General features: G+C 32.6%; 21 protein-coding genes and 1 pseudogene. 6 read left to right on the top strand and 16 right to left on the bottom strand.

Translation table 11 applies throughout. The features are described from left to right. Positions 1-37 precede the first annotated feature (37 nt). Positions 38-1120 carry a M42 family metallopeptidase gene (locus tag EV196_RS06225; protein WP_132216243.1) on the bottom strand — a complete coding sequence of 361 codons (1083 nt, stop codon included), beginning with the start codon at positions 1118-1120 and terminating at the stop codon, positions 38-40. A gap of 106 nt (positions 1121-1226) precedes the next feature. Between EV196_RS06225 and EV196_RS06220 the strand changes: the two genes are divergently transcribed. Genes EV196_RS06220 through EV196_RS06210 form a run of 3 tightly spaced genes read left to right on the top strand, consistent with a single transcriptional unit; the run spans position 1227 to position 3092 of the window. Beyond that, complete coding sequence (locus EV196_RS06220; protein ID WP_132216240.1) at positions 1227-1907, top strand: DUF4294 domain-containing protein; 681 nt, start codon at positions 1227-1229, stop codon at positions 1905-1907. Positions 1908-1909: 2 nt separating this feature from the next. Then, entirely contained in the window at positions 1910-2542 is a 633-nt protein-coding gene (gene trhA, locus EV196_RS06215; protein ID WP_132216237.1) for a PAQR family membrane homeostasis protein TrhA, read from the top strand. 52 nt (positions 2543-2594) lie between these two features. Further along, on the top strand, positions 2595-3092 hold the full coding sequence (locus EV196_RS06210) for a GNAT family N-acetyltransferase (protein ID WP_132216234.1): 498 nt from the start codon (positions 2595-2597) through the stop codon (positions 3090-3092). Between the two features lie 85 nt (positions 3093-3177). Here EV196_RS06210 and EV196_RS06205 read toward each other — a convergent pair whose 3' ends face one another. The 3 genes from EV196_RS06205 to EV196_RS06195 all read right to left on the bottom strand — a co-directional run bounded on the left by EV196_RS06205 (position 3178) and on the right by EV196_RS06195 (position 5161). Next, positions 3178-3606 carry a DUF4268 domain-containing protein gene (locus EV196_RS06205; protein ID WP_132216231.1) on the bottom strand — a complete coding sequence of 143 codons (429 nt, stop codon included), beginning with the start codon at positions 3604-3606 and terminating at the stop codon, positions 3178-3180. A 112-nt stretch (positions 3607-3718) separates the two neighbouring features. After that, positions 3719-4393 carry a ZIP family metal transporter gene (locus EV196_RS06200; RefSeq protein ID WP_132216228.1) on the bottom strand — a complete coding sequence of 225 codons (675 nt, stop codon included), beginning with the start codon at positions 4391-4393 and terminating at the stop codon, positions 3719-3721. Between the two features lie 36 nt (positions 4394-4429). Beyond that, a complete protein-coding gene (locus tag EV196_RS06195; protein WP_132216225.1) occupies positions 4430-5161 on the bottom strand; it encodes a class I SAM-dependent methyltransferase in 732 nt (243 codons plus the stop codon). A gap of 253 nt (positions 5162-5414) precedes the next feature. Between EV196_RS06195 and EV196_RS06190 the strand changes: the two genes are divergently transcribed. Both EV196_RS06190 and EV196_RS06185 read left to right on the top strand, forming a co-directional pair. Continuing rightward, the gene (locus tag EV196_RS06190) at positions 5415-6572 is read left to right on the top strand and encodes a THUMP domain-containing class I SAM-dependent RNA methyltransferase (RefSeq protein WP_132216222.1); all 1158 of its coding nucleotides are present in this window, start codon (positions 5415-5417) and stop codon (positions 6570-6572) included. Between the two features lie 181 nt (positions 6573-6753). After that, the gene (locus tag EV196_RS06185) at positions 6754-6972 is read left to right on the top strand and encodes a hypothetical protein (protein ID WP_132216219.1); all 219 of its coding nucleotides are present in this window, start codon (positions 6754-6756) and stop codon (positions 6970-6972) included. 225 nt (positions 6973-7197) lie between these two features. Here the strand turns inward: EV196_RS06185 and EV196_RS06180 are convergent, their stop codons facing one another. The 5 genes and pseudogenes from EV196_RS06180 to EV196_RS06160 all read right to left on the bottom strand — a co-directional run bounded on the left by EV196_RS06180 (position 7198) and on the right by EV196_RS06160 (position 14408). Beyond that, a complete protein-coding gene (locus EV196_RS06180; protein WP_132216216.1) occupies positions 7198-9270 on the bottom strand; it encodes a hypothetical protein in 2073 nt (690 codons plus the stop codon). A gap of 424 nt (positions 9271-9694) precedes the next feature. Further along, entirely contained in the window at positions 9695-10648 is a 954-nt protein-coding gene (locus EV196_RS06175) for a calcium/sodium antiporter (protein WP_132216213.1), read from the bottom strand. Between the two features lie 51 nt (positions 10649-10699). Next, positions 10700-11137, bottom strand: a pseudogene (locus EV196_RS06170) (rhomboid family intramembrane serine protease); the annotation flags it as partial. A gap of 66 nt (positions 11138-11203) precedes the next feature. After that, complete coding sequence (locus EV196_RS06165) at positions 11204-11950, bottom strand: outer membrane beta-barrel protein (protein WP_132216207.1); 747 nt, start codon at positions 11948-11950, stop codon at positions 11204-11206. 148 nt (positions 11951-12098) lie between these two features. Continuing rightward, on the bottom strand, positions 12099-14408 hold the full coding sequence (locus EV196_RS06160; protein ID WP_132216204.1) for a TonB-dependent receptor: 2310 nt from the start codon (positions 14406-14408) through the stop codon (positions 12099-12101). 86 nt (positions 14409-14494) lie between these two features. Here EV196_RS06160 and EV196_RS06155 point away from each other — a divergent pair, with 86 nt between their 5' ends. Further along, positions 14495-14875, top strand: coding sequence for a Fur family transcriptional regulator (locus EV196_RS06155; protein WP_132216201.1), 381 nt, complete (start codon positions 14495-14497; stop codon positions 14873-14875). Positions 14876-14965: 90 nt separating this feature from the next. Here the strand turns inward: EV196_RS06155 and EV196_RS06150 are convergent, their stop codons facing one another. The 7 genes from EV196_RS06150 to EV196_RS06120 all read right to left on the bottom strand — a co-directional run bounded on the left by EV196_RS06150 (position 14966) and on the right by EV196_RS06120 (position 24612). Further along, positions 14966-15373 carry an RDD family protein gene (locus EV196_RS06150; protein ID WP_132216198.1) on the bottom strand — a complete coding sequence of 136 codons (408 nt, stop codon included), beginning with the start codon at positions 15371-15373 and terminating at the stop codon, positions 14966-14968. A gap of 20 nt (positions 15374-15393) precedes the next feature. Beyond that, the gene (locus EV196_RS06145; protein ID WP_132216195.1) at positions 15394-16005 is read right to left on the bottom strand and encodes a hypothetical protein; all 612 of its coding nucleotides are present in this window, start codon (positions 16003-16005) and stop codon (positions 15394-15396) included. Positions 16006-16087: 82 nt separating this feature from the next. Then, entirely contained in the window at positions 16088-16636 is a 549-nt protein-coding gene (locus EV196_RS06140; RefSeq protein WP_243652185.1) for a hypothetical protein, read from the bottom strand. Positions 16637-16968: 332 nt separating this feature from the next. Further along, positions 16969-18633 (bottom strand): alpha-amylase family glycosyl hydrolase, encoded by a 1665-nt coding sequence (locus EV196_RS06135; RefSeq protein ID WP_132216192.1) that lies wholly within the window; start codon positions 18631-18633, stop codon positions 16969-16971. A gap of 64 nt (positions 18634-18697) precedes the next feature. After that, the gene (locus tag EV196_RS06130; RefSeq protein ID WP_132216189.1) at positions 18698-20578 is read right to left on the bottom strand and encodes an alpha-amylase family glycosyl hydrolase; all 1881 of its coding nucleotides are present in this window, start codon (positions 20576-20578) and stop codon (positions 18698-18700) included. Positions 20579-20583: 5 nt separating this feature from the next. Continuing rightward, positions 20584-22479 carry a glycoside hydrolase family 13 protein gene (locus EV196_RS06125; protein ID WP_132216187.1) on the bottom strand — a complete coding sequence of 632 codons (1896 nt, stop codon included), beginning with the start codon at positions 22477-22479 and terminating at the stop codon, positions 20584-20586. A gap of 18 nt (positions 22480-22497) precedes the next feature. Next, entirely contained in the window at positions 22498-24612 is a 2115-nt protein-coding gene (locus EV196_RS06120; RefSeq protein WP_132216184.1) for a glycoside hydrolase family 97 protein, read from the bottom strand. Position 24613 lies beyond the last annotated feature (1 nt).

Genomic DNA, 24613 nt, shown 5'->3' with positions numbered 1-24613 from the left:
CGTCATGCTTCCTCGCAATGACGGTATAAATTAAATATTATTTAAAATAGCTAAAAGTCTCGCCTTCTTTTATGTTAAGCAAACTTTCGTAAATAAGCTTAATAACATTTTCAACATCGTCTCTATGCACCATTTCTACAGTGGTATGCATGTAACGAAGTGGTAACGAAATAAGTGCAGATGCTACACCACCATTACTATAGGCGAAAGCATCGGTATCAGTTCCTGTTGCACGCGATAACGCATTACGTTGGAATGGTATTTTTTTAGCATCGGCGGTATCTGTTATTAAATCGCGTAGTTTTTGCTGTACCGCTGGTGCATAGGCAATTACGGGGCCTTTGCCCATTTCCATATCACCTTGTATTTTCTTTTCAATCATGGGCGTTGTGGTATCGTGGGTTACATCGGTCACAATGGCCACATTGGGTTTTATGGTTTGGGTTATCATTTCGGCGCCACGCAATCCAATTTCTTCTTGTACTGCGTTTACAACGTACAATCCAAAAGGCAAGGTTTTTTTGTTTTCTTTTAGTAAACGTGCTACTTCAGCAATCATAAAACCACCCATGCGGTTATCTAAGGCACGACACACAAATTTATTGTCATTTAATATGTGAAACTCATCTGGATAAGTGATAACGCACCCCACATGCACCCCTAGTTTTTCAACATCTTCTTTAGTAGCACACCCACAATCAATAAAAATATTATCTTGTTTTGGCGATTCTTCTTTAGCCTTATCACGAGTATGGATCGCCACCCAACCAAAAACACCTTTTACAATGCCGTTTTTTGTATGGATATTTACCACTTTACTAGGTGCTATTTGGTGGTCGCTTCCCCCATTTCGAATGACGTAAATCAACCCATTATCCGAAATATAATTCACGTACCATGAAATTTCATCGGCATGCCCTTCAATAACTACTTTGTACTTCGCTTTTGGGTTTATTACGCCTACAGCAGTTCCGTAGGTGTCTGTAATAAACTCATCTACATAAGGTTTTAAATAATCCATCCACAGCTTTTGCCCTGTCCATTCATAGCCAGTAGGCGCTGCATTGTTTAAATATGACTCTAAAAAGTCTATCGACTTTTTGTTTAAAATGCTCTTCATCGTATTGTGTTAAAGTTTTGCACTAAATTAATAATATAAATAGAAAAAAAATGTTTTAAACATTGTAATTTGTTAATTTTGAAAGATTATTGCTCCAAAAAGTTTTATGAAGAATTTTATAATATATCTATTTCTACTATGTCCTATTTTTTTCTTTGCCCAAGTGAAAGACGGGGAAGAAGATACTTCGGAATATGAATATATGTTTATAGATGGTGATTCGGTGCCTCAAACCATTGTAAATTTAAACCCGGTTTACATATTGGGTAATATGAAATTTCCGAGTAAAGAAGATAGGATTCGATATTTAATTTTACGCCGAAAAACACTAAAAGTATATCCGTATGCTAAGTTAGCTTCCGAAAGGTTGGATTCTTTAAATGCTAGATTGGAATCCATGAAAAAAGCGAGTGATAAGCGTCGTTATACTAAAATTATTCAAAAGTATATTGAAGGTGAATTTTCAGATGAATTAAAAAAAATGTCTCGAACCGAAGGACAAATTTTAGTAAAATTAATACACAGACAAACCGGACATACCACCTTTGGGTTGGTAAAAGAACTTCGCAGTGGATGGCGTGCCTTTTGGTACAATACCACAGCGAGCATGTTCGATATTTCTTTAAAAAAACCTTTCGACCCCAAAAATGTATATGAAGATTATCTTATAGAAGATATCCTCCAGCGAAGTTTTAAAAGCGGATTATTGGTTCGACAAAAAGCTGCTGAAGAATATAATTTTTACGATTTAACAGATATTTGGATCGATAAACAGAAAAATAAATAAAGTTGTCAGTTTACAAACAAACACCACTACAAGAACGATTAAATGCCATTTCGCATGCCATTGGTGCGATTTTTGGCGTTTTAGGATTGACATCGCTTATTATTTTTGATAGCAATAAAACCAACTGGAGCTTGTTTAGTGTTATTGTTTACGGCATTTCCATCATTGTGTTGTTTACAGCTTCTACACTTTACCATTATGTAAAAGACGATGTTAAAAAGCATTATTTCCGTATTATAGACCACATTAGTATTTATTTTCTAATAGCCGGAACTTATACGCCCGTGCTATTAATTACGCTACATGAAAGTTTAGGTTGGACTTTATTTTATGTGGTTTGGGGCATCGCTTTTTTTGGAGTGATTTTAAAGTTGTTTTTTACGGGTAGGTTCGAAATATTTTCTACGCTTTTATATTTGGTTATGGGATGGCTTATTGTATTCGATTTTACAAACCTTTCTAAATTAATGGACAGCAATGGCGTATTGCTATTGTTTTTTGGTGGATTAGCATATACCGTTGGAATCCTGTTTTATGCTATAAAGAAGATACCTTACAACCACGTAATTTGGCATTTATTTGTACTTGCAGGTGCCATTTTTCATTTTTTTATGATATTCTTTTATGTTATTTAACCTTTTTGTAATTCCTGTCTTCACGGGAACCTTTTGAATGTAAACCAGATTTATGATTGAAATTACCCTTGCCACAACAGAAAAAGATATTGAACATATTGCCATTTTAGCTGATGAAATTTGGCGTGAATATTATATTCCCATGGTTGGAAAACCTCAAATAGATTATATGCTTGAAAATTTTCAGTCTGCAGAAGCGATTAGAAATCAAGTTAGTACTGGTGTAGATTACTATATGATTACTTATAACAACGTTCCTGCAAGTTACATAGCTATTAAAAAAGAAGAAAAAGCCCTGTTTTTGAGTAAAATTTATGTTTTAAAAAGCCTTCGAGGAAAAAAAATAGGAAAAGCAGCGATGCAGTTTATTGAAGAAAAAGCCAAAAGTTATCAATTGAAAACCATCCGTTTAACGGTTAATATAAATAATGCAAATTCAATTAGTGCTTATAAAAAATTGGGTTTTGTTAATGTAGGTTCTTTAAAAGCGCCTATTGGTGGTGGGTTTTTTATGGACGATTTTCTAATGGAGAAGTCAATTAGCAATTAAAAATTGACAATTAACAATTGACAATTAACAATTAACAATTAATAATTTTAAAATCGTTAATCGTTAATCAAAAATCTGCATGCAATTAATCTTCAATCACATCTTTGTATTCTTCAAAAAAGGCTTCAAATAAGCTCATTTTTTCGTTGAAGAATTCCATAACATCACGCCAGGTATTTTTGTTGTGAATAGATACTTTTTGTTCTAAAGGCACGTAAATTCTGGAGATTTCTTTTTCGTTCTCCAGTAGGTATTCCTCTTCAAAAATAGCTTCAGGTAAAAAATCATCTAAAAGAATCGATTTTAAAGCTACTAACTTTTCCCAGTATTTTATTCTAAACTCTAAATCGTCTTCCAAATCTAAAGCCACCAAAGCACTCTTCGTATCAAAATGAAATTTAAACGAAAATCCTTTTAATTTTGTGTCGTACAAAATCCATTTCCGTGGAAACGATTTCCCGTAACTCGTCCAAAATTCTTGTCTTAATTTCCTAGATTCTTCTTTTGAAAACATTTTTTTATAGTTTCAAAGTTTCAAAGTTTCAAAGTTTCAAAGTTTCAAAGTAGCAAAGTAGCAAAGTAGCAAAGCAGCAAAGTTTCAAATTTTTTTGCCTAATGCCTAATGCCTAAATCATATAAGCCACCGCTACGCCTAAAACAATAGATATGAATTTCGATAAATTAAATTTATGTCCTTCAGCACTTTCAAATAAAATAGTGGTTGAAATATGAAAAAATATACCAATAACAAACGCATTAATAATTTGTGAATAGGCGGTAAGTGCTTCCCAAGTATGGCCAATTAAAGTGCCTAATGGTGTCATGCAGGCAAAAATGAATAAAAAGGCGGCAATTTGTTTTTTGTTATAATTTGATTGGAATAAAAACATACTAATAATTGTCGCAATAGGTATTTTGTGAACTAAAATGCCATACACCATATCGTTGTGGTCGTGTATAGAAAAACCTTCTAAAAAACTATGAATACATAAACTTATAAATAGCAACCACGGAAACTCCGTTTCATGCTTGTGTATGTGTACATGCCCATGTTCGGCACCTTTAGAGAACAACTCCAGCACCAATTGCAACAAAATACCGCACATAATATAAAGTCCGGTAAGTTTAGGCTCTAAATGTTGGTACACTTCGGGCAAAAGCTCAAAAAGTGTTAAAGCCAATAAAAATGAACCACTAAAAGAGAGTAGAAGTTTGATGTTCCATTGTCTTCTATCCTTTGCAAAAAAGGCAATAATAACGCCAATAACAACGGCACTAAAAGTTAACAAGTATGTAATCATGTAAAATATAAATGTGTAAAAGGATCTATTATTAACCTATTTAAAAATCATTACTAAACGTTCGGATGTTTTGTTGTTAAACTTACGTAATTTATAATCACCAAAAACATCCAATAAATATACTCCAGCCTGTTCAAAAAGTGCTTCAAAATCGGCTAAAGTAAAAGCTTTAACACGTTCCTGAAAGTGGTAATCTTCACCATCGGTAGTAAAGCTAATATCTTTTACAATATAACCAGCTTCCACATACCGTTTTAAGTTAAAATCAATGCCATCAACCGTTTTTATTTCTTCGGGCACTAAATTATCAATAACCTGTTCACTGTTCATAAAATCAATCACCCCAAAACCAAAGTCGTTTAAATCTGTTTTAATGGCTTTAATGGTGCTTAAATTATCCTCATCTTTATCAAAATACCCAAAACTGGTAAACAAATTAAATATGGCATCAAACGGTTGGTTGTAAGGTTTGCACATATCATGCACCTCAAAATGCAGCGTGTCGTTTTCAAATTGTTTGGCGTAGTTAATGCTGTTTTCACTTAAATCGGCGCCTGTAACATCAAATCCCAACGAGTTTAGGTACACCGCATGGCGACCGCGCCCACAAGCCAAATCTAGAATTTTTCCGTTTTCTGGAATATTCAAATAGCCCGTAAGCGTATCCATAAACTGTTGCGCTTCGGTATCGTCTCTATCCTTATATAAAATGTGGTAAAATGGCGTGTCAAACCAAGAAGTAAACCAAGTAGTTGTATCTTTATTCATATCAATTTCCTACGAAAGTAGGAATACTTTTTTTATTTTGGGGTTACCCCGAATAAAAATCGGGGTCAGGCTTTAGGCTATATCCTTTGTTTTGTTACTTTGAGCCAGTCGAAAGGTTCTTTTTTACAGAAAACAAAAGGATAAGTTTATCCTGAGCGCAGTCGAAGGACTGCCATCCTTAACCCATTATCAGCAAAAGCTGGTTAATTAACCGCAAAATTACATTATTTTTGCAATCTATTCGAGATAAACAATGGAAGAAAATTTTAATATGTTAGCCAAAACCCTATTTGGTTTTGAAGATTTACTAGCAAACGAGCTTACGCAACTAGGCGCACTGGATGTAAAAACAGGCGTACGAAGCGTCTCTTTTTCGGGCGATAAAGGCTTTATGTACAAAGCCAATTTAGGTTTGCGTACAGCCATAAAAATATTAAAACCTATAAAATCCTTTATTGTAAACAACGAAAAGGATTTATATGACAATTTATATAAAATGTCTTGGGATCAATACGTAAAACCTACGGGAACCATCGCTGTTGATGCCACCATTCATTCCGAATTATTTACAAACTCACTGTACATCGCTCAAAAAACCAAAGATGCGATTGTAGATAAGTTTCGTGACACCACGGGCGAACGCCCTAATGTTGATTTAAAATTTCCCGACCTAAAAGTCAACGTGCATGTAGATAGACACCAGTGTACCATTTCGTTGGATTCTTCGGGCGATTCTTTACACAAACGTGGGTATAAATTAGCCACCAACATTGCGCCTATAAACGAGGTGTTGGCAGCAGGATTAATTATGCTATCGGGTTGGGACGGTCAAACCGATTTTATGGACCCTATGTGTGGTTCTGGCACCATGCTTATTGAAGCCGCTATGATAGCCTGTAACATACCGCCAAACCTGATGCGAAAAGAATTTGCTTTTGAGCGTTGGAACGATTGGGATGTGGAATTATTCGAAAAAATTGAAGAATCCTTACTTAAAAAAACACGCGATTTTCATCATAAAATTACGGGGTACGATAAAGCACCAAGTGCCGTAGCCAAAGCCATAGAAAATGTAAAAAATGCCCAATTAGACGATTTTATTGAAGTTAAACACGAAGATTTCTTTAAAACCCAAAAAGGAGGCGACGAAAAACTACACATGGTATTTAACCCGCCGTACGGTGAGCGTTTAGATATTGATATGGAAAAATTTTATAAAAACATTGGCGATACCTTAAAACAAGGTTATCCAGGTACGGAAGCTTGGTTTATAACCAGTAACCTCGATGCTTTAAAACATGTGGGTTTACGTCCTTCAAGAAAAATACATTTGTTTAACGCCAAACTGGAAGCACGCTTGGTTAAATATGTGATGTATGAGGGGAGTAAGAAGGGGAAGTATATGAATTAACAAATCTCTGCGGATGCAGGAATCTCATTAAATATAACTATTGAATTTCATGCTAACTTTCTTCTACTGCTGGCAGAACCATTTGCAAACTCGCTCTAGCACAGGAGGCACGAAGCAATCTGTTTAGTTTAAGTTGCTAATTAAGTAAAAGTTTTGATAACCCAGATTTAAATGATATAAAATGAGTGAATTTAAACAATATAGACGAAAAAATGTAAGCGAAATGCGACCTTACGTTAAAGGAGAAACATTAGATGCTAATGTGTCAATTAGCGAAGCAGATTCAAAAGCAGGAAGCCCAAAAGTAGGTGATATGATTGCAAGAAACCCTAAAAACCACCAAGATCAATGGTTAGTGGCGAAAGCGTATTTTGAGGATAATTTTGAGGTAGTAGAGTAGTATTTATTTATTTATTTATGAGATTGTTTTGCGCTTCTGATTAGTGTTTGGTTAAAAATGTATTGTTTGCAGGTAGTAAGAAGGGGAAGAGTGTGAATTAGTGTTGTATTTATTGTTTTGTTTTTAAAATTTAGTCAATTATTATATAATAATATTCCAGTTTTTCCTAAAAAATTGCTTGATTTAATAATTTTAGATTAAGTATTTAAATGTCTATTTTTTATACTAGGTGTTAGGTTTCTCAAGTTTATTATAGTTGTCAGGTAATTTTAATCCTTTCTTGAAATTTTCAATATTTGAATGGTTTCTATACTTTCCAACTAAAGTTGGTAACGATATTTTTGTGAAAAAAAATCCAAAAATCGTTATTAACAGACCAATCCAGAAGTCAGTTTTTAACTCTAGAATGGTTTTGACAATTTGATTTCCAATCCAATTTGATTTATAGCATAAATAGAGAAAAGGTATAATAACAAGCAAGATAGAGAAGGAGACTTCAAGCCAACTTTTACAACGCCATTTTTTTATATTATTGGAATAAAATTTTTCTCTTAACTCTTCACGTTTAATATTTTGTTCTTCTAGAAGCTTATTTTTAAGAAACTCTATTTCGTTATTTTGATTTGATGCTTTATTTAAAAGTGAAGATATTTTTGAATCTTTTTCTTTTGTTTTTTCTATGAATTCTTTTTCTACTACTTCAATTTTTGAAGTTTTTTTATTCAATTCTTTTACCGCAGTTTCTAGCATTCTAAATCTTTTGGATTCCGTTTCTTTTTGCTTGTTAGCTTCCTGTTGTAATCTACTAACAAATTCTTTTTTGTCTGTTTCTGCAAGTTTATTTAATTCTTCAACATTTTTAAGTTGTTTACTTGTTATTCGTGTTGCAATCCTAATTATATCTGAATCACTTATTTCTTTATCAGCATACTTTTGAATATTATCATCTAATTCCCTAATTATTGAAGATTTAGGTAACGATTGGTTTAAGGTCAAAGAAATTAAAGATGATAATCCAATGTCAACTATTTGTTCATCAGAAATATTCACTTTTGATTGAGGGTTACTTAACCAAAGAATGTTTAATAAATCATCAGCTTTAATTATTTCAGGTTGTTTACCGTTTGGATTATAAATTGAGTGATTTTCTCTTGAAATTGCATTATTTACAAACCAACAATTTACTTTTTCAAAGTCATAAATATCCTTTCCTCTTTTCTCTTTTACATAAATTAAAGCAGCTGCATCGTGTAGTGCAGCTTTCTCAGAATTTCTTCTTTCTTTTAATATTTTATATTCATCGCTATATTTCGCTTTATTGAGTAGTTTTCGTGTGTCAAAAAGAGTAAATATTCTGTATTTACTTAGTTCAACTTCTAAATTATCAGAAATTCTTTCTAAATCTACATTATTTAAATTTCTTCTCTCACATGCGTTATAAATATCTTCAGGATTTATTTTTTTTTGTAAATACGAATTGTCAAAATGGGAAGATTTTGCTTGTAAAAGCGATTTTATTTCATCAATTGTATCAGATAATATTTTACAAGTATATCCTTGTGCATCTGCAATTTTTATCAACGTTTTACATGTATGAGTTGATTCTGGAGTATTCAAATCTAAAAGACCTATTATAAAATTGGTGTCAAGTAACAATTCAACATTCATTTTGGCGCTTGTAGGCTCAAACTCAATATAACCTGCTAAAATAGAACCTAGATAAATTTCTTTGATTAACTCGTAAACGGGCGTGATATTTTTGAAATAATCAACAAATTGTGCTTCAACTGAATAATCTTTTCCATTTTGTTCAGATTGTTTGGAAAGGTATTTTGATAACGAATGTTTATTTTTTTCTATAAAGCTAAAAATCGATTTTTCATCTTCATTTTCATTATCGGTCGTACTAATAAATTTTTGAAATAATTTTTCAAGATTATCTATTTCAATTATGTGCTTACGTATATCCTCTTCAAATTCTGTAAAGAAATAGCCTTTGATAGAGAAAGACTTGTCTTGATATAATTGAAAGTATATGTTTTCTTCAGTATTAATTTCGCTAGCAATTTTCTTGAGAATCTTTTCAATTACTGGTATTGGAAAATCAATATTATACAATCTATCAGAATAAACTTTAATTTCCGAAATTGATTTGCCACTAAAAATATTTTCCTCATTCATTTTGGAAATAACCCTTTTTATTAAAGGAACAAAGATGTCCAAAGGGCCTTTAACCAATGATGATGTTGTTCTAATATGAGCTAAAAGGCTATATGTTAATGCTTTTTGTTTATTCATTCAGTTTTGTTTTCCTTGTGATTAACGATATAATATCGTTTTAATGTTTTATGTGCTTACTCCCAAATTTATAATTTTCTTACTTAAACTAAGTAAAAAGTTATAAAGAGTTTTAAACAAATTCAAATAGAAAATTATCAAAAAAACTTTAATGTTTTGCTACTTGTTACCTTTATTTTTAGGAGTTCCGATAACTATCAGATAACGAAGCAATCTGTTTCTTGTGGAGTTGAGAATAGGCTTTTAGTTTCGATTTAAGAGATTGCTTCGTGCCTCGCAATGACGATTCATCATGAGATTGCTTCGAGCCTCGCAATGACGATTCGTCATGAGATTGCTTCGAGCCTCGCCATGACGTCGCATCAAGAGATTTTTTATATTTTATTACTCTTTTTTACTGTTTTTTAATTTTTCAGTTCTGAATTTATAATTCCTTTGACACTAAATAAGTAGTGTAAATTACATAAAAACTAAGCAATATTAATGATTCCCATCGGTCGAGTTTTTTCCTTTTACCAGTAAACATCGCTATTAATAAAAAAACGGTTCCTCCCATCAGGATGGCGAAATCTTGATTGAAAAACTTATTATATTCTATAGGATTTATTAAAGAGCTAATGGAAAGAATAAGAAGAATGTTAAATATATTAGAACCAATTACATTACCAATCGCGATATCACTGTTTTTTTTAAGTGCAGCTACTATGGAGGTAATTAATTCGGGTAGTGAGGTCCCAGCAGCAATTATGGTTAACCCAATTATTTTTTGACTGATTCCTAAATCTGTTGCCATTTCTATACTGTTATCAACAACCAATTTTCCTCCAATAAGTAAACAGCTAAAACCAATTAGAATTAACATCCAAATCATAGTATTAGACTTTTGAAGATAAGGAAGTTCTTCAATTTTTTCAGTTTTCATTTGTTTAAATATATAGTATAGAAAACACAAAAATAATATGAGTAAAATAATGCCGTCAAGTCTTGATATTAAAGAGTTTTGGTTGATAAAAAAATCGTTTGCAAGTACAAAAAAAACGATTGTAATTAAGAGGGATATCGGGATTTCTCTCCAAGCAGTTGAGGAATGTACGGTTATTGGATAAATTAAACCGGCTATTCCCAATATTACAAATAAGTTAAAATTATTGCTGCCTATTATATTTGCCAAAACAATATCTGAATGCCCATCAAATGCAGCGACTGAATTGACCACTAATTCTGGCGCAGAAGTACCGAATGCTACAATGGTTAAACCTATTACCAAATCGGGAATATGGTACTTTCTCGCTAAGGCCGATGAACCATCAACAAGCCAATTTGCCCCAAAAATTAAACCTAAAAAACCAACAACAATTAATAGGAATGAAACAACCATTTTATTTAATATTTCTTGAGTGCTAAAAGTAGCAATTTTCCATATACGGTGTTAGTTTGCGCCATTTTTTAGTTTTTCTTTATCTATTAAAATTAATAGTGATCCAATTGCAAATCCACTAATGAGTCCGCCAAAATGAGCGGCATTATCAATTCCTCCAAAAAAGCCAACTAATAAACTTACACCGGCATATAGCCCCAAAAGCATCCAAGTGAATCCACGCATATAATTTGGGTAAATTTTAAAAACTGTAAAAGCCAAAATTAGTCCATAAAGCCCAAAAATGGCTCCTGATGCTCCTACACTAACGGTGTTATGGTGCCAATAGATACTCGTAAGATTTGCAAGTATGCCGCAAATGATATAAACGGCTATGAGCTTCACCGGACCAAGAACTTTTTCTAATAAACTGCTTCCAATACCCAGACCAATTAAGTTCATAAATAAGTGTAAAATTCCACCATGAATGAACATGGATGTAAATAACCTCCAGTATTCTCCGTTTAAACAACTAAACCAAAATAAGTAATATTTTTTACACGGTGCTAGCCTAAGTTATAATTCAATTCCGATTCCTAAATTAATAGTTGTTGGCTCTTTTTCATTCTTAAAATTAACATAATTACTTAAATCTGAATTAGAATCATTATTTTTTATCGAGTTAAAATATTGATTAATTTTTAAGATTAAAAAGCCTTTTGTGTTAGCAGAAAAAGAAATATTCTTTTTTAACTGTATAAAAGCTCCAAAACTTATTGAATTAAATCTGTCTTTTATGTCGTTGTCATAATTTTGAGATAAATTAGTATTAACTAATGGGTCAAGTACAGGGTTTTCTGCACCTGTATTAAAACCATTATAACTAATTGTTGATTCTCCTTTCTCTTTAGCCGACATTAAAAAACTTGAAAAACCGCCAATTCCAAATAGATAACAATTGTTGTCCCCAAAATGAAAATTTAAGTTAATTGGCGTTTGAATTTGACTAACGTTTCTATTGCCATCATTTGTAACATTGCCGACTTTCTCTTCTATAGAAAATCTGTCAATATAATAACCAATACCAAAATCAATAGAGGTTTTTTCATTAAGTGAATAGTTTAGACTTGGTAAAACAAAAGCTCCGATATTCGTAGAAGATTTTATTTGTGGATTACCGTCAATATTAGAGTCTGTAAGTTTACTCGTTTTTGGAATTGATAAGGTTGTTCCTGTGGATAATTGAATTTTTACTTTTCCTTCTTGCGAGTAAGATTTTATGAAAAATAATGTTAATAATACAATAAGAAATTTTTGTTTCATTGTTTAGGTGTGTGTTAATTGATTGCTAACGATTAGGATATAAATCCCTTTTAACGATTTATATTTACCAACAATCTAAATTAGATTTTTCTTCCAAAATCAAAACAAGTACTTATACTTAATTATCAACAATTATTTCAAAATAGCACTAAATTTTATTTTGTTTAGATAGTATTGTAAATGGTACATTTAATCCAAATACAATATTTCGTCCAATCATATTAAGTCCTAATTGTTTGGTGAAGGAAAGATGGTCTATATAGGTTTCATTGGTTAAATTGAAACCACTTATAAAAATATCTGCATCCTGTCCAAAAAAGTTTATTTGCGCTCCTAAACGCATATTCAATAAATTGTAAGCTGGTGTTGCCTCCTCATTTTGGCCTGTTTTATTTTGTTTAAACAAACTCATCAATTCTACCGAAGCAAAAGGCTGTTTTAAAAACCCGACGTTATCTCTTTTAAACTTCAATTCATTGGTCCATCTATCTTGAGGTATAAAGGTTGGATGTTCTATATTTAATGGGGCATTTGTTAAATCGGCCCTAACCAAACTTAAAGAACTATGAATTGCCAACCAAGTATTGGGATGGATGTCTAAAGCAATTTCACCACCATATAAGTTGGCATCATTTTGTACATGTTGAAAGATGTTTCCATCCCCAATTGGAGCCACCTCTGCAGTTTCAATAAGATAAATATAGTTGCCTATTCTATTATAAAACGGTGATATATCAATTATTAACCACGGTTTATGAAAATGATAATTAATATCAAATTGATAATTGCGTTGTGCTTTTAAATTAGCATCACCGCGTTCGTATCTACCACCATGAACTCCATTTTGGGTAAGCTCTGGTATGGTAGGCGACCTAAAACCTGAGGATATATTGGTCTTTAAAAAGTGATTTTTCTTAAAATTATAAACTAAACCTAAAGAACCCGTAACACTATTGTAACTATTATCTACTGCATATCTATCTGTTGTTTGGGTAGCAACAGGATCGGAAGTCATATTTCTGTAATCGTAGCGTAATCCAGTTGTGGTGATTAATTTTTCATTTATTTTAAAATCGCCAATAGCATAAATTCCGAAATTATTGACTTTAGAATCGAGTAGAGGGTTATTGGGTTTTTCTTCATCAGCATCATTAGAAATAACGGCACCATTGATGCCAAAAAGAAATTTATCATCACCAAAAGGCATTGACATTTTTGCGTTGTAGGTAAACGTATTTAATTGCATGGATGCGTAAGTTGGTGCTAGCAAGCTTTGTTCTTCTGCATTAAATACACCGCCATTGGCCTCTCGTAAATTAGACTGATAGCCCAAATCTATGTCTAATTCGTTTTTATTCAAATAAATGGTATTGTTTGATGTTATAAAATGATTGCTTAAATCTTGGTACCAAATCTGATTTTCCCTATCCGAACTTAGGAATTCCGGTATGGTATTTATCAAATTCTCACTGGCTATATTTTGAATGCCATATTTGGGGTGTGTATAATCGTAGCGTAGTGAGAATTTCCCAAAATTGGCTCTTGTTCCTACATTAACACTAAAGTTATCTTCATTAAATCTTGTGTTATAAACGTCATTGCCATCACCATCTGAAAAATCTTCGTGAGATTTTAAACTGGCTCGAACTCCCCAAAAAATATTTTCACCGCTACCTTTTATACCCAAGCTATTTAAATAACCATTGGTGTTTGTATTATAATTTGAGGTAAACTCACCTTTAATGGTATTAACAGGAGCAGGTCGTTCTTTTATAACGTTAATAACACCACCTACGGCATCAGAACCATATTGTAGTGAAGCAGGGCCTTTTATGATTTCAAAGCGTTCTGCAGACATTTCATCTACTAAAAATGGATGCGAACTCGAAAACTGAAAATTCTCTTGTTTTATACCATCATTAAGTAAAATTAAATTGGCATTAGCAAGACCTCTCACTACTGGTTTACCTACACCATTACCAAAACTAATGTTATAGACTCCAGGGATTTCGGCGAGATTTTGTGCCAAGTTAGCTTGTCCAGATGTGGATATATCTTGTTTTTTTAAGGTAGAAATAACATAAGGCAACTTGTCTTTTTCTTTAGCAAAACCTGCAGATATGGTTATTTCCTCAAGTTCTAATGTACTTTCTACCATAATAATATCTAGCTTGTAACTGTTTGTATCCTTCAAACTTGAAAGATTTAAAGTGCGTAAAGTCGATTTGTAACCAACATAACTAAATTCTAAGGTAACAGATTCTAAATTTTTAGGTATTTCTAAACGATAATAGCCTTGGTAATTTGTTGAGGTTCCTTTAAGGGACTGCAATACTGTAATATTTACATTCTCAATAGTTTGATTGGATTCGTTTACAACTGTTCCAGAAATAGATATTTGGCTATAACCCATAAAAAAGCTTAAAAGAAGCCCACAGGAGAATAGATATGCTTTCATAATAAATAAATAATTGTTAATGCAACTGAGTTGCAAATATATGACATTTATTTTTTATTGCAACATAGTTGCATTATATTTGCACTATGTCAGTTATAAGAAAAACAAAATCAGTTAATGCAGTAATGCACCTTTTTGAGGCAAAAGATTGTGCTATTACTGCTATTGATTTAGTAGATAGACTTGACCAACAAATGAATAAAACAACCGTGTACCGTATTCTCGACCGTTTAGAAAATAGTGGAGTGGTACATTCATTTATTGGAAGGGATGGTTTAAAATGGTATGCTAAATGTAAAGGCTGTTCTTCTGGGCATCATATAGATGCACATCCTCATTTTCAATGTAAGGTTTGCGGTAAGGTGGATTGTTTAGATTTAAAAATTTCTATCCCAGAAGTTAAAAATTATAAAATAGATTCCGTAGAAATATTTTTAACAGGTAAGTGTAGTGATTGTACTGAATAGCGTTGGCAACAACGATTAGAATATAAGTCCGTTTTAATTATTAAAACAATTTCCTTTCATCACAATGACCAACTACATCATGAAATTGATTTATTTCGTCAGTTTTTCATAAGGTTTTACAATAGATTTGGCAGCTAAATCGTGAATTGCTTGTTTTTTCTCGTTTCCAGATATAGTTAGGAAAGAAATCCAACCAAGTAGAAATTTTAATATATATCTTAAGATCGCTTTCGGAAAAATTATGTTTTGGGTTTCATCCTTTTCGCTTTTTACAACAATATCATTAAAAAAATGACCAATGGTGGCACCATAAATGGAAACCAAAATGGGTTCGTATAACAGAAATAGAAAAGTAAAAATTACAATTCTTATATAGTTTGGAACCGTATCAAACAAATTTAGAATTTCGGATGCTGAATACATAAGTGTTATTAAAACAACACTATCAACAAAAGCGGCTTTAATTCTTGTAGAAAGTTGTGCGTAATTTTTTTTCATTTGATTATTGTATAAAACTTTTATTCGTTAACTTTTTCAAACCTTGCTTTTAGGGTCGTTTCAATCCAATCATTTTCTGTAAAGTCATAAACTTTAAAATCAAAAATGACTTCAAATTCAATGTTGTTTAATCTATTTATTACAAAATTATTAATGTCGTAAAACTCAAAATGACTAAAAGGGTCAGATTCTATTACAATGTTATCATTTGTAAGTTTGTAAATAAACCCAGTATACATTTTTTCATATTCCATATTAATTTTAACGAAGCGGTCATTTCCTTGATAGATTGAGTCTATTCGTTGAATTGGAAATTGAATGTCTAGAAATTGAGCATTGTTGGATTGGTATTTTGTTGGTCTTGCTTCAGCAAAGTTGTGTGTTAACTCATTATCATAGCCATAATTTATTATTTCATTATCGTAAGAAATGTAATTTGATTTAATCTCTTGAAGGTAATCATTAGACTTTAAGCCATCATTATTTAAATCAATTTGAAGACTGCTCGAAATTGAGTTAATTTTATAATAACCTGCAAAATCATTTGTATTAGTTTGCTCAGCATTATTGCTACATGACACTACTATAAAAGACAAAATAATAAGGTTAACGATATTTAAATATTTTTTCATAGTTTAATTTTGTCATCGAATTAATTAACTTTTTCAGCAAGAATAATTAGTTCTTTCAATATTAATTGCGAGTTTTCAAAAACTATTCAACCTTCACTTTAATGGAATTAAAAGATTCTGATTTTATAGTTAATAAGCCATAAACGGTTTCTCCTTTGGGTATCACTTTGCCATTTATATTGTATTCTAGCATTTCATTATTGAATTTTTTGTTAGCAGAACCTACAGCTATCATATTTCCAGCGGCTAAACCTGGGCCTAATATTAAGCCAATAGGCGTAGAGCTTGTTTCTTCTTGCAATCCATAACTGTTTGTTTTCGTAGTATATAAATTTACAGGTGTTAAAAGTAAATAGAACAAGTGCGATGCAGCACTTTGTTTAAGCATCTTAAAAGCAGAATTGTTGTCTAAAATGTAAATTTCACTACCGTTCTCGTAGGTTAGTTTTATGTCTTTTCCAAATGTTAAATCTCGATCAGAGTTATTGGTAACTTTTACTGCCACTAATTTTAAATCTTTTTTTTCTTCTTTTTTGGCATATTTTTTATGCAATAAATCATATTTGTATTCCAATAATACATCATCAGATTTATTGCTTGAAAGGTAATTTAGGCTTTTAGGACTTATCATTTTGTATGATGAAGCGCAATTGTTTAATAAAAAAGTTCCAATAAGAAACAGGTTGATTAAATTCGTAACCAAATTTAAATTAAATAGTGAGAAAGCCTGTATGTTTTTGTAAGAATAAGAGGTTTGTAATTGTAATTTATTTTCGTTCAAAATAGTCGATAAATTACACGTGTTTGGAGAATGATACTTTTTGTATAAATGGTATTCTCACTGAAAAACACGGTAGCTAAAGTAGAGACTGTGAAAAATTAAGAGACTGTTTGATAAAAAAAAACCAATTTAAATGAATAAATCATTTGAATTGGTTTGTTCTTTCTGTAATAAAAAGGAGATTATTCAGTACTCTTCTCTAACAGAACAATACTAAAATTTGAATGGATTTTTACCTTTCCGTTTTGTACTTTAATTTCTTGATTCGAATAAGCATCATGCAGTGTATCTCCGTTTTTAAATACATTTGAAACATCCAAAACGTTTTCACCTTTAGGCAGATCCAATCCTATAACAATCAAATCTTTAAAATTATTTTTTGAAAAATTTCTACTGAAAACATACGGGTTTTTTGAAATCATTTGATGAGTACCAGCACCAACTGCAGGATGATTTGCTCTAAACTGCCCTAATTTTTGATAATGGGTTAAAATGGCTTTTGTTTCTGGGTTTTCTTTAATGTCGTTCCAGTTCATAAATGAACGTAAAGTAGCATCGCCTTGAGTGCCTTCAATTATTAAAGACCGTGCCGATTCATCGCCGTAATATACTTGCGAAGTTCCTGGGGCGAGTAATAATTTAGTGCCTGCTTCAAATGGTTTGCTTCTATTTTTATCAAAAGGATCACCATCGTCATGCGATGTTAAATAATTTAATGTTCCAAAGCCTTTTAAGTCTGTATGTAAATAATTTGAATACGTACTGAAAAGGGTTTCATAATCTTGTTGTGCCGCATTCCATTTAAATTGAAAATTGATTAAACTTCGGAAGGCGTCGTCAAAATAATTTACTTTTTTATCTCCAAAATCAAAATATTTGCCAGTGCTGATTCCGTAGTTATAAACCTCTCCCACTAAATAAAAAGTGTTGTTGTCTAAAACTTTATCTGGGTTGTTTTTTTTGAATTCCGCGAAAGCGAAGTCACATTCTTTTTTAAATTCCTGCCAAACAAAGGCTTCGGTGTGTTTTACGGTGTCAACTCGGTAGCCATCAATTCCAAATTCTGAGATATAATCTGTTAACCATTTCATGATATAAAAACGAGGGGCTCTTGGATGCCCTGTTCTTGTAAAAAAGGCATCAAGTTCTGCAAGTTCCTGTTCATAACGACCTTCAGCTTTCCATTTTTCAACTAATTGAGGTGGCAAGTCTACCGCATCATTACTTTCAGTTTTTATATCTGGTAAGTTTTTAACTAAGGTGCAAGCGGTTGTGTTTTCATAAGTATCATACGTGCAAGGTGGACCCGTTCTTACCCAATCGCTAGGCCATACAGGGTCTTTATCTGTAACAGGACCTGTGTGATTTATTACGGCATCCAACAAAATACGAATTCCTTTTTCATGAGCAGCCGCAATGAGTTGATGCAAATCTTCTTTGGTGCCAAAATTGGGCTCTATGGCAGTCCAATCTTTAGTCCAATACCCATGAAACCCATAACTAGCTCCCGTACCTTCATCGGTGCTTCCATGTATTTGTTCAACAATGGGCGTCATCCAAATGGCATTGATTCCTAAATTGGTAAAATATCCTTCTTTAATTTTTTGAGTGATGCCTTTGATATCACCACCTTCAAAACCACGAAGTTTTCCGGTTTCGGCAGTTCTTTCAAAATTAATATCGTTGGATGTGTCGCCATTATTAAAGCGGTCTGTTAATAAAAAATACAGATTGGCTGCTTCCCAAACAAAAGGTGTTTTTGTTTTTTCTTTTAAAATATTTGATTCTTCTCCTTTACAATTTGACAAAAGCAAACAAGCGATTAAAATTAAAGTGATTTGATTCATTTTTTATTTTTTTTAAACCCCAAGAATTTTAAAAACCTCTGTAAGATCTTGAAGCATCATTGATTTATTGAATTTTTAGTATGAAAGATTCCAACGGTTTTAGTTTAACAGATACCGTTCCTATGCCATTTTCAACTACTAATTCAGATGAAAATTGATTGTAAAGTGCATCAGAAACTTTATAAACTCCATTGTTAAATTGCCATTCCTTTATAATAGTATTTGGTAATTTTAATTCAAATTCATGTCCATTATCTGCATCAAAATTTGATATAATAATTAATTTTTCATTAGAACTCCAACGCACAAAAGACAATACTTTATCTGTGTAATTTTGAGTGTTTTCTCTATTGAATTGATGAATATCTTGATAGTTTCCTGCCAACGCAGAACTGTTTATGGTGAAATTCAATAATCGACTATAAAAATCTCTTAACTGTTTTTCAGATTCGGTTGATTGCCCACCATCAAATTGTTTGTTATTTACCCAACGTTGTAAATGGGGTACACCAATATAATCGAAAATAGAGGTTCTTGACGGTTTGCCAAAGCCCGCATCTTCAGCTCCGGGTTCTCCAACTTCCTGCCCAAAATAAATCATGGTTGGCGATGTACTTATGGTTGCCGAAACTACCATGGCAGGTTTGCCTTTTTCGGCGTTTGCAGCAAATTCAGGACTAGCGATACGTTGTTCGTCATGATTTTCCAAAAAATGGAGCATGTGGTGTTCTATATCTTTTAAATTATCTTGAATAGGAGGGATGTTATCTGTTTTTCCATAGCCTTGCATCACGTGTTTAAGTGTATCGTAAAGTTGTACTTTATCATACAAATAATCCATTTTTCCTTTTTTAATATAATCTCTGTACAAATTAGGGTTGTAAACTTCTGCCATTAAAAAAGCATCTGGGTTTTTCATTTTAATACTAGAGTTCATATAGCTCCAAAATTCTACAGGTACCATTTCCGCCATATCATACCGAAAACCATCTACACCAAAATCAATCCAATATAAAGCGATATCTCTAAATTTCGTCCATGAACTAGGGACGGTTTTGTCTTTCCAAAAATCAAAATGAGTTTTATAATCTTCATTTTCGAAACCAGCAGGTAATTCGTTAAAATCTTTTTTTCCTTCGGGTGAGATACCATAATTAATTTTTACGGTTTCGTACCAATCATTAATGTTAGGTTGCGACATGCGAGACCCATTTCCAGTCCATTTGGCAGGGTTTTCATCAAAGTAATTATCTACAAGCGGATGTTTTTCATCACCTAAAGGCGAATATCCATTTTCCCAAACAGGCACCTTAAACGTTTCATTAGGGTTGTAATAGAAATTATTGTTCACATTATAAATTACCTTTTTATCATCGGTAGCACCAAAATCTTCAACACCAACAGGGTTTGTTAATCCTTTGTAATTTCTAGCAATATGGTTGGGTACAATATCAATAATTACTTTAAGGCCTGCTTTATGAGTTCTTTCAATAAGTGCTTTAAACTCTTCTAATCTTTTTTCAACATTTACAGCTAAATCGGGGTTTACATTATAATAATCCTTTACGGCATACGGTGAACCGGCACGTCCTTTTACCACATCGGGATCATCGGCAGAAATGCCATATTGGGTGTAATCTGTTATAACATCGTGGTGCGGAACGCCCGTGTACCAAATATGGGTGACCCCTAAATTTTTAATTTCTTTTAAGGCTTTATCGGTAAAATCGTTAAACTTTCCAACGCCATTTTCTTCCATAGAACCCCAAGGTTTGTTATTGGTATTGGTGTTTCCAAAAAGTCTGGTAAATACTTGATAAATAACTTCTTTTTTACTGGTATTTTCTACTGTGGGCATTTTTGTTAAATCTGTTTTTTTTGTTTTATTGCAGCTATATATAACGGAGGCTATTGCTAACAAAATGTAGATATGCTGTTTTTTCATTTTGTTTATTTTTTAGTGGTTAATATGCTAATTCCTTTAGAGTTTAGCGTCATTTCTTGGTCCCAAAAAAACGTTTCATTAGTCACTATATTTTTTAAGGTTTTTCCTTTTAAACCCACTTCATCATATCTTTTTAAATCTAAAGTTATTGGGTTTTCATTTTTGTTAATGATAACTACAACCGTTTCATTTTCTAAAATTCTAAACAGTACATAAGTTTCAGAAAATGGCGCAAAATGAATCGTGTTTCCATCATGTATGGCTTTACTATTTTTGCGGTAGTTTAAAATTTTCTTTATAAAATTTTGCATATCTTTTTGGGCAATAGTTAACCCTTCACCTGAAAAAACATCTATAGAATCACCATCCCATCCACCTGGAAAATCGGTACGGATTAAACCATGGTCGCCCGGATTTGCCGAATCATTCATTAATATTTCTGTGCCGTAATATATTTGAGGAATTCTAGGCAATGTTAGTATGTAACCCAATGCCATTTTGGTATTCACTACATCCTCTTTCAATTGAGTAAAAATACGACTCATATCGTGGTTGTCTGGAAAAATCATAATGTCTTTTGGAGTAGCATAATTAAAATCGTTGGCTAAACCTTCATACATTTTTATTAATCCAGTACTCCAAGTTTCATTTTCATTTAAAGCTTCAACGATGTTGTGTTGCATAGGAAAATCCATGGGTGATTTTAAATGAGATTCATAGCCATCTCTGTTATTGGCACCTTTTTGCCAATAGCCAACCAGCAAAGGGTTTAGGCTCCATTCTTCGCCTACAATGCTAAAATTAGGATATTCTTCCATAATAGCTCCTGCCCATTCACTCATAAATTCTTTATCAGGATAGGGGTAGGTGTCTTGACGAATGCCACCTAAACCAGCCGTTTCAATCCACCAAATACTATTCTGTATAATATATTTTGCCATAAACGGATTGCGTTGGTTTAAATCGGGCATGTTAGATACGAACCAACCATCATTCATTATTTTATGATCTTTTTTTGAGGCATAGGGATCTTGGTTACTCGTGCGTCTGTGATTAGAAGTTATGGTTACTTTATCGCTCCAGTTACGTTTATTGTCTTCGTAGTTTTTTTGATAGTTTACCCAATCTTTAAATGGTAAATCTTTCATCCACCAATGCTCTAATCCGCAATGATTTGCCACTTGGTCCATAATTAATTTTATACCTTTTTTTTGCGCAGAATTTGATAGTTCCAAGTATTCTTCTAGAGTACCAAAACGCGGGTCGATTTCATAAAAATCGGTCATCGCATAGCCATGGTAGGAACCATTAGGCATATCATTCGTTAATAGAGGACAAGGCCATATGGCGGTAAAGCCCATACGTTCCATATAATCTAAATGGTTGGTGATGCCTTTAATATCACCGCCATGGCGTGCATAATCATTCGTTCTATCAATACTTTTTTCTAATAAATTTTTATCAATATCGTTTGAGTTTTTTCCGTTGGAAAATCGATCGGGAGTGATAAGATAAATAACGTCTGAGCTATTAAAACCTATAAATTCCTCTGATGGTTTTAATCTTTCTTTAAGTTTATAAGTTTGTTTTATAACTTTCCCGTTTTTAAACTTAAATACGATATTAAAACTTCCTGCACGGGTTGTTTTGTCAATGTCTAAATCAATAAACAAATAATTAGGACTATCTGCTTGATGGGTTTTTTTAATAGAAACCCCATTATAAGAAATACTGGGAATTGCTTCTGATATATTTGGATGTTTAACCAATAATTGTAATTCGGTATTTTTAAAATTCACCCACCAATTTAAGGGCTCAATACGTTCTACTTGGGAATATCCTATTATGCTATTTAGTAGAAGTATTAAACCTATTACCCTCTTTTTGAGATAGTAATTCATAAACCTATTGTTGTTTGATTATTTAATTTCTATAATACTAATCGCAAATCCGCCCGCAGGAACAGAGGTTTGTGATAGTTTAGATTTACTTGTTATCTTTTTAGATTTAATAGTATAGGCTTGTGGATTCGTTTTATAGTCAGCATCTTTAGCATCGGCATAAATAGTAGCCATATATTTTTTGCCTTTTTCCAAGAAATTGAATGTTAAATTGGATGTTCTTGTTTCATTCCCATTCACATTCCCAATAAACCAATTGTTAGTGCCTTTTGCTTTTCTAGCTACCGTAATATAATCGCCCGGTTCTGCTTCTAAATAAACACTGTCGTCCCAATCTATGGCCACATCTTTTATAAATTGAAATGCATCCATAAATTGTTCGTAGTGTTCGGGTAAATCGGCAGCCATTTGTAACGGACTGTACATGGTAACATATAATGCTAATTGATTTGCTAGTGTGCTATTTACATGTGAATTATTATTAGGACTGAATTTACTAATATTCATTTCGAAAATTCCAGGTGTATAATCCATAGGGCCACCAATTAATCGTGTAAATGGCAAGATGGTCACATGGTTGGGATTAGAACCACCAAACGCTTGATACTCGGTGCCACGAGCTGATTCGTTTCCAATTAAATTAGGGTACGTTCTGCTAATTCCAGTAGGACGAACCGCTTCATGAGCATTCACCATAATTTTATAATCGGCCGCTTTTTCAATAGCATATTGGTAATGATTATTAACCCATTGATTGTAATGGTTTTCACCGTTTGGTAAAATATCGCCCACATAACCACTTTTTACAGCATCATAGCCATGGTCTTTCATAAATTGATATGCTTTATCCATGTGGCGTTCATAATTTCGAACAGACCCAGATGTTTCATGATGCATCATCATTTTAATCCCTTTGGATTTTGCGTATTCATGAATCGCCTCCACATCAAAATCGGGGTAGGGCGTTACAAAATCAAAAACATAGTCTTTAGATTTTCCAAACCAATCTTCCCAACCTTCATTCCAACCTTCAACCAAAAGGGCATCAAAACCATTTTCTGAAGCAAAATCGATATAACGTTTCACTTTGGTAGTATTTGCAGCGTGCGTAGTATTGGGTTTTACTTTTGAATAATCGGTAACTCCTAGTTGTACTGCTTGTAATTCGTTGGTGTATGCCCATGAGCTTTTTCCAGTAATCATTTCCCACCAAACGCCCATGTATTTTACGGGTTTAATCCACGAAGTGTCCTTAATTTTACAAGGCTCATTTAAGTTTAATGTCATTTTTGAAGCTAATATATCGCGTGCATCATCGCTTACCATAATCGTTCTCCAAGGTGAGTTGCAAGGTGCTTGCATATAGCCTTTATCGCCAATGGCATCTGGTGTTAACCACGACTCAAAAATCATGTTTTTATCATCTAAATTAAGATGCATACACGAATAATTGATTAAAGCCGCTTCGTGAAGGTTTATGTACAAGCCTTCATTGGTTTTCATCATTAACGCCGTTTGTACGCCTGTTTTTGAAAATTGTTGTTGAGACGCATTTGATGTAACAGCAGCATCAAACTTTCCTCGGATTTCAGATAATTTAGATTCTGTAAAATCATATTCCTGTGTATCATAATCTCCTGGAATCCAAAAAGCCGTATGGTCGCCAGTCATAGCAAACTGGGTTTTTTCTTCTTTAATTACAAAATAGACCAAGTTTTTTTGTGTTGGAAATTCGTATCTGAATCCTAGTCCTTCATCAAATAATCTAAAACGAATTATCAAAATTCTATCGGTTTCTTTCTGTTTTAAGGTCACCGCCAGTTCATTGTAATGGTTTCTTATGGTTTTTACTTCACCCCAAACTGGTTTCCAAGTGTCATCAAAAGTGCTAGTTTCTGTGTTTGAAATTGTAAAATCATCCAATAACGACTTTTTATCATTTTTCAGTTCTAAACCTAAATTGCTGGTTTTTATAACAGGGTTGCTTTTGAAATGCAATTGATAAGTTGGTGTGCCATCACTTTTAAGCGAAAATTGCATGGTTAATTCACCATTTGGTGATTTTAATTCTTGTGCAAAAACGCCATGAAAAGCAAGAAGCAAAACGGTTAGAATACTTAAGAATGATTTCATT

It is taken from the genome of Mariniflexile fucanivorans (assembly GCF_004341235.1).
GTDB lineage: Bacteria > Bacteroidota > Bacteroidia > Flavobacteriales > Flavobacteriaceae > Mariniflexile > Mariniflexile fucanivorans.
This window is presented reverse-complemented; position numbering and strand designations above follow the sequence as displayed.

Excerpts from the sequence above, each read along its gene's own strand:
- EV196_RS06150 (WP_132216198.1), bottom strand. The coding sequence starts at position 15,373 with ATGAAAAAAAATTACGCACAACTTTCTACAAGAATTAAAGCCGCTTTT.
- EV196_RS06200 (WP_132216228.1), bottom strand. The coding sequence starts at position 4,393 with ATGATTACATACTTGTTAACTTTTAGTGCCGTTGTTATTGGCGTTATT.
- EV196_RS06175 (WP_132216213.1), bottom strand. The coding sequence starts at position 10,648 with ATGGTTGTTTCATTCCTATTAATTGTTGTTGGTTTTTTAGGTTTAATT.
- EV196_RS06130 (WP_132216189.1), bottom strand. The coding sequence starts at position 20,578 with ATGAAAAAACAGCATATCTACATTTTGTTAGCAATAGCCTCCGTTATA.
- EV196_RS06125 (WP_132216187.1), bottom strand. The coding sequence starts at position 22,479 with ATGAATTACTATCTCAAAAAGAGGGTAATAGGTTTAATACTTCTACTA.
- EV196_RS06195 (WP_132216225.1), bottom strand. The coding sequence starts at position 5,161 with ATGAATAAAGATACAACTACTTGGTTTACTTCTTGGTTTGACACGCCA.
- EV196_RS06165 (WP_132216207.1), bottom strand. The coding sequence starts at position 11,950 with ATGAAACAAAAATTTCTTATTGTATTATTAACATTATTTTTCATAAAA.
- EV196_RS06145 (WP_132216195.1), bottom strand. The coding sequence starts at position 16,005 with ATGAAAAAATATTTAAATATCGTTAACCTTATTATTTTGTCTTTTATA.
- EV196_RS06225 (WP_132216243.1), bottom strand. The coding sequence starts at position 1,120 with ATGAAGAGCATTTTAAACAAAAAGTCGATAGACTTTTTAGAGTCATAT.
- EV196_RS06220 (WP_132216240.1), top strand. The coding sequence starts at position 1,227 with ATGAAGAATTTTATAATATATCTATTTCTACTATGTCCTATTTTTTTC.
- EV196_RS06205 (WP_132216231.1), bottom strand. The coding sequence starts at position 3,606 with ATGTTTTCAAAAGAAGAATCTAGGAAATTAAGACAAGAATTTTGGACG.
- EV196_RS06210 (WP_132216234.1), top strand. The coding sequence starts at position 2,595 with ATGATTGAAATTACCCTTGCCACAACAGAAAAAGATATTGAACATATT.
- EV196_RS06190 (WP_132216222.1), top strand. The coding sequence starts at position 5,415 with ATGGAAGAAAATTTTAATATGTTAGCCAAAACCCTATTTGGTTTTGAA.
- EV196_RS06140 (WP_243652185.1), bottom strand. The coding sequence starts at position 16,636 with ATGATAAGTCCTAAAAGCCTAAATTACCTTTCAAGCAATAAATCTGAT.
- EV196_RS06180 (WP_132216216.1), bottom strand. The coding sequence starts at position 9,270 with ATGAATAAACAAAAAGCATTAACATATAGCCTTTTAGCTCATATTAGA.
- EV196_RS06135 (WP_132216192.1), bottom strand. The coding sequence starts at position 18,633 with ATGAATCAAATCACTTTAATTTTAATCGCTTGTTTGCTTTTGTCAAAT.
- EV196_RS06160 (WP_132216204.1), bottom strand. The coding sequence starts at position 14,408 with ATGAAAGCATATCTATTCTCCTGTGGGCTTCTTTTAAGCTTTTTTATG.
- EV196_RS06185 (WP_132216219.1), top strand. The coding sequence starts at position 6,754 with ATGAGTGAATTTAAACAATATAGACGAAAAAATGTAAGCGAAATGCGA.
- EV196_RS06120 (WP_132216184.1), bottom strand. The coding sequence starts at position 24,612 with ATGAAATCATTCTTAAGTATTCTAACCGTTTTGCTTCTTGCTTTTCAT.
- EV196_RS06155 (WP_132216201.1), top strand. The coding sequence starts at position 14,495 with ATGTCAGTTATAAGAAAAACAAAATCAGTTAATGCAGTAATGCACCTT.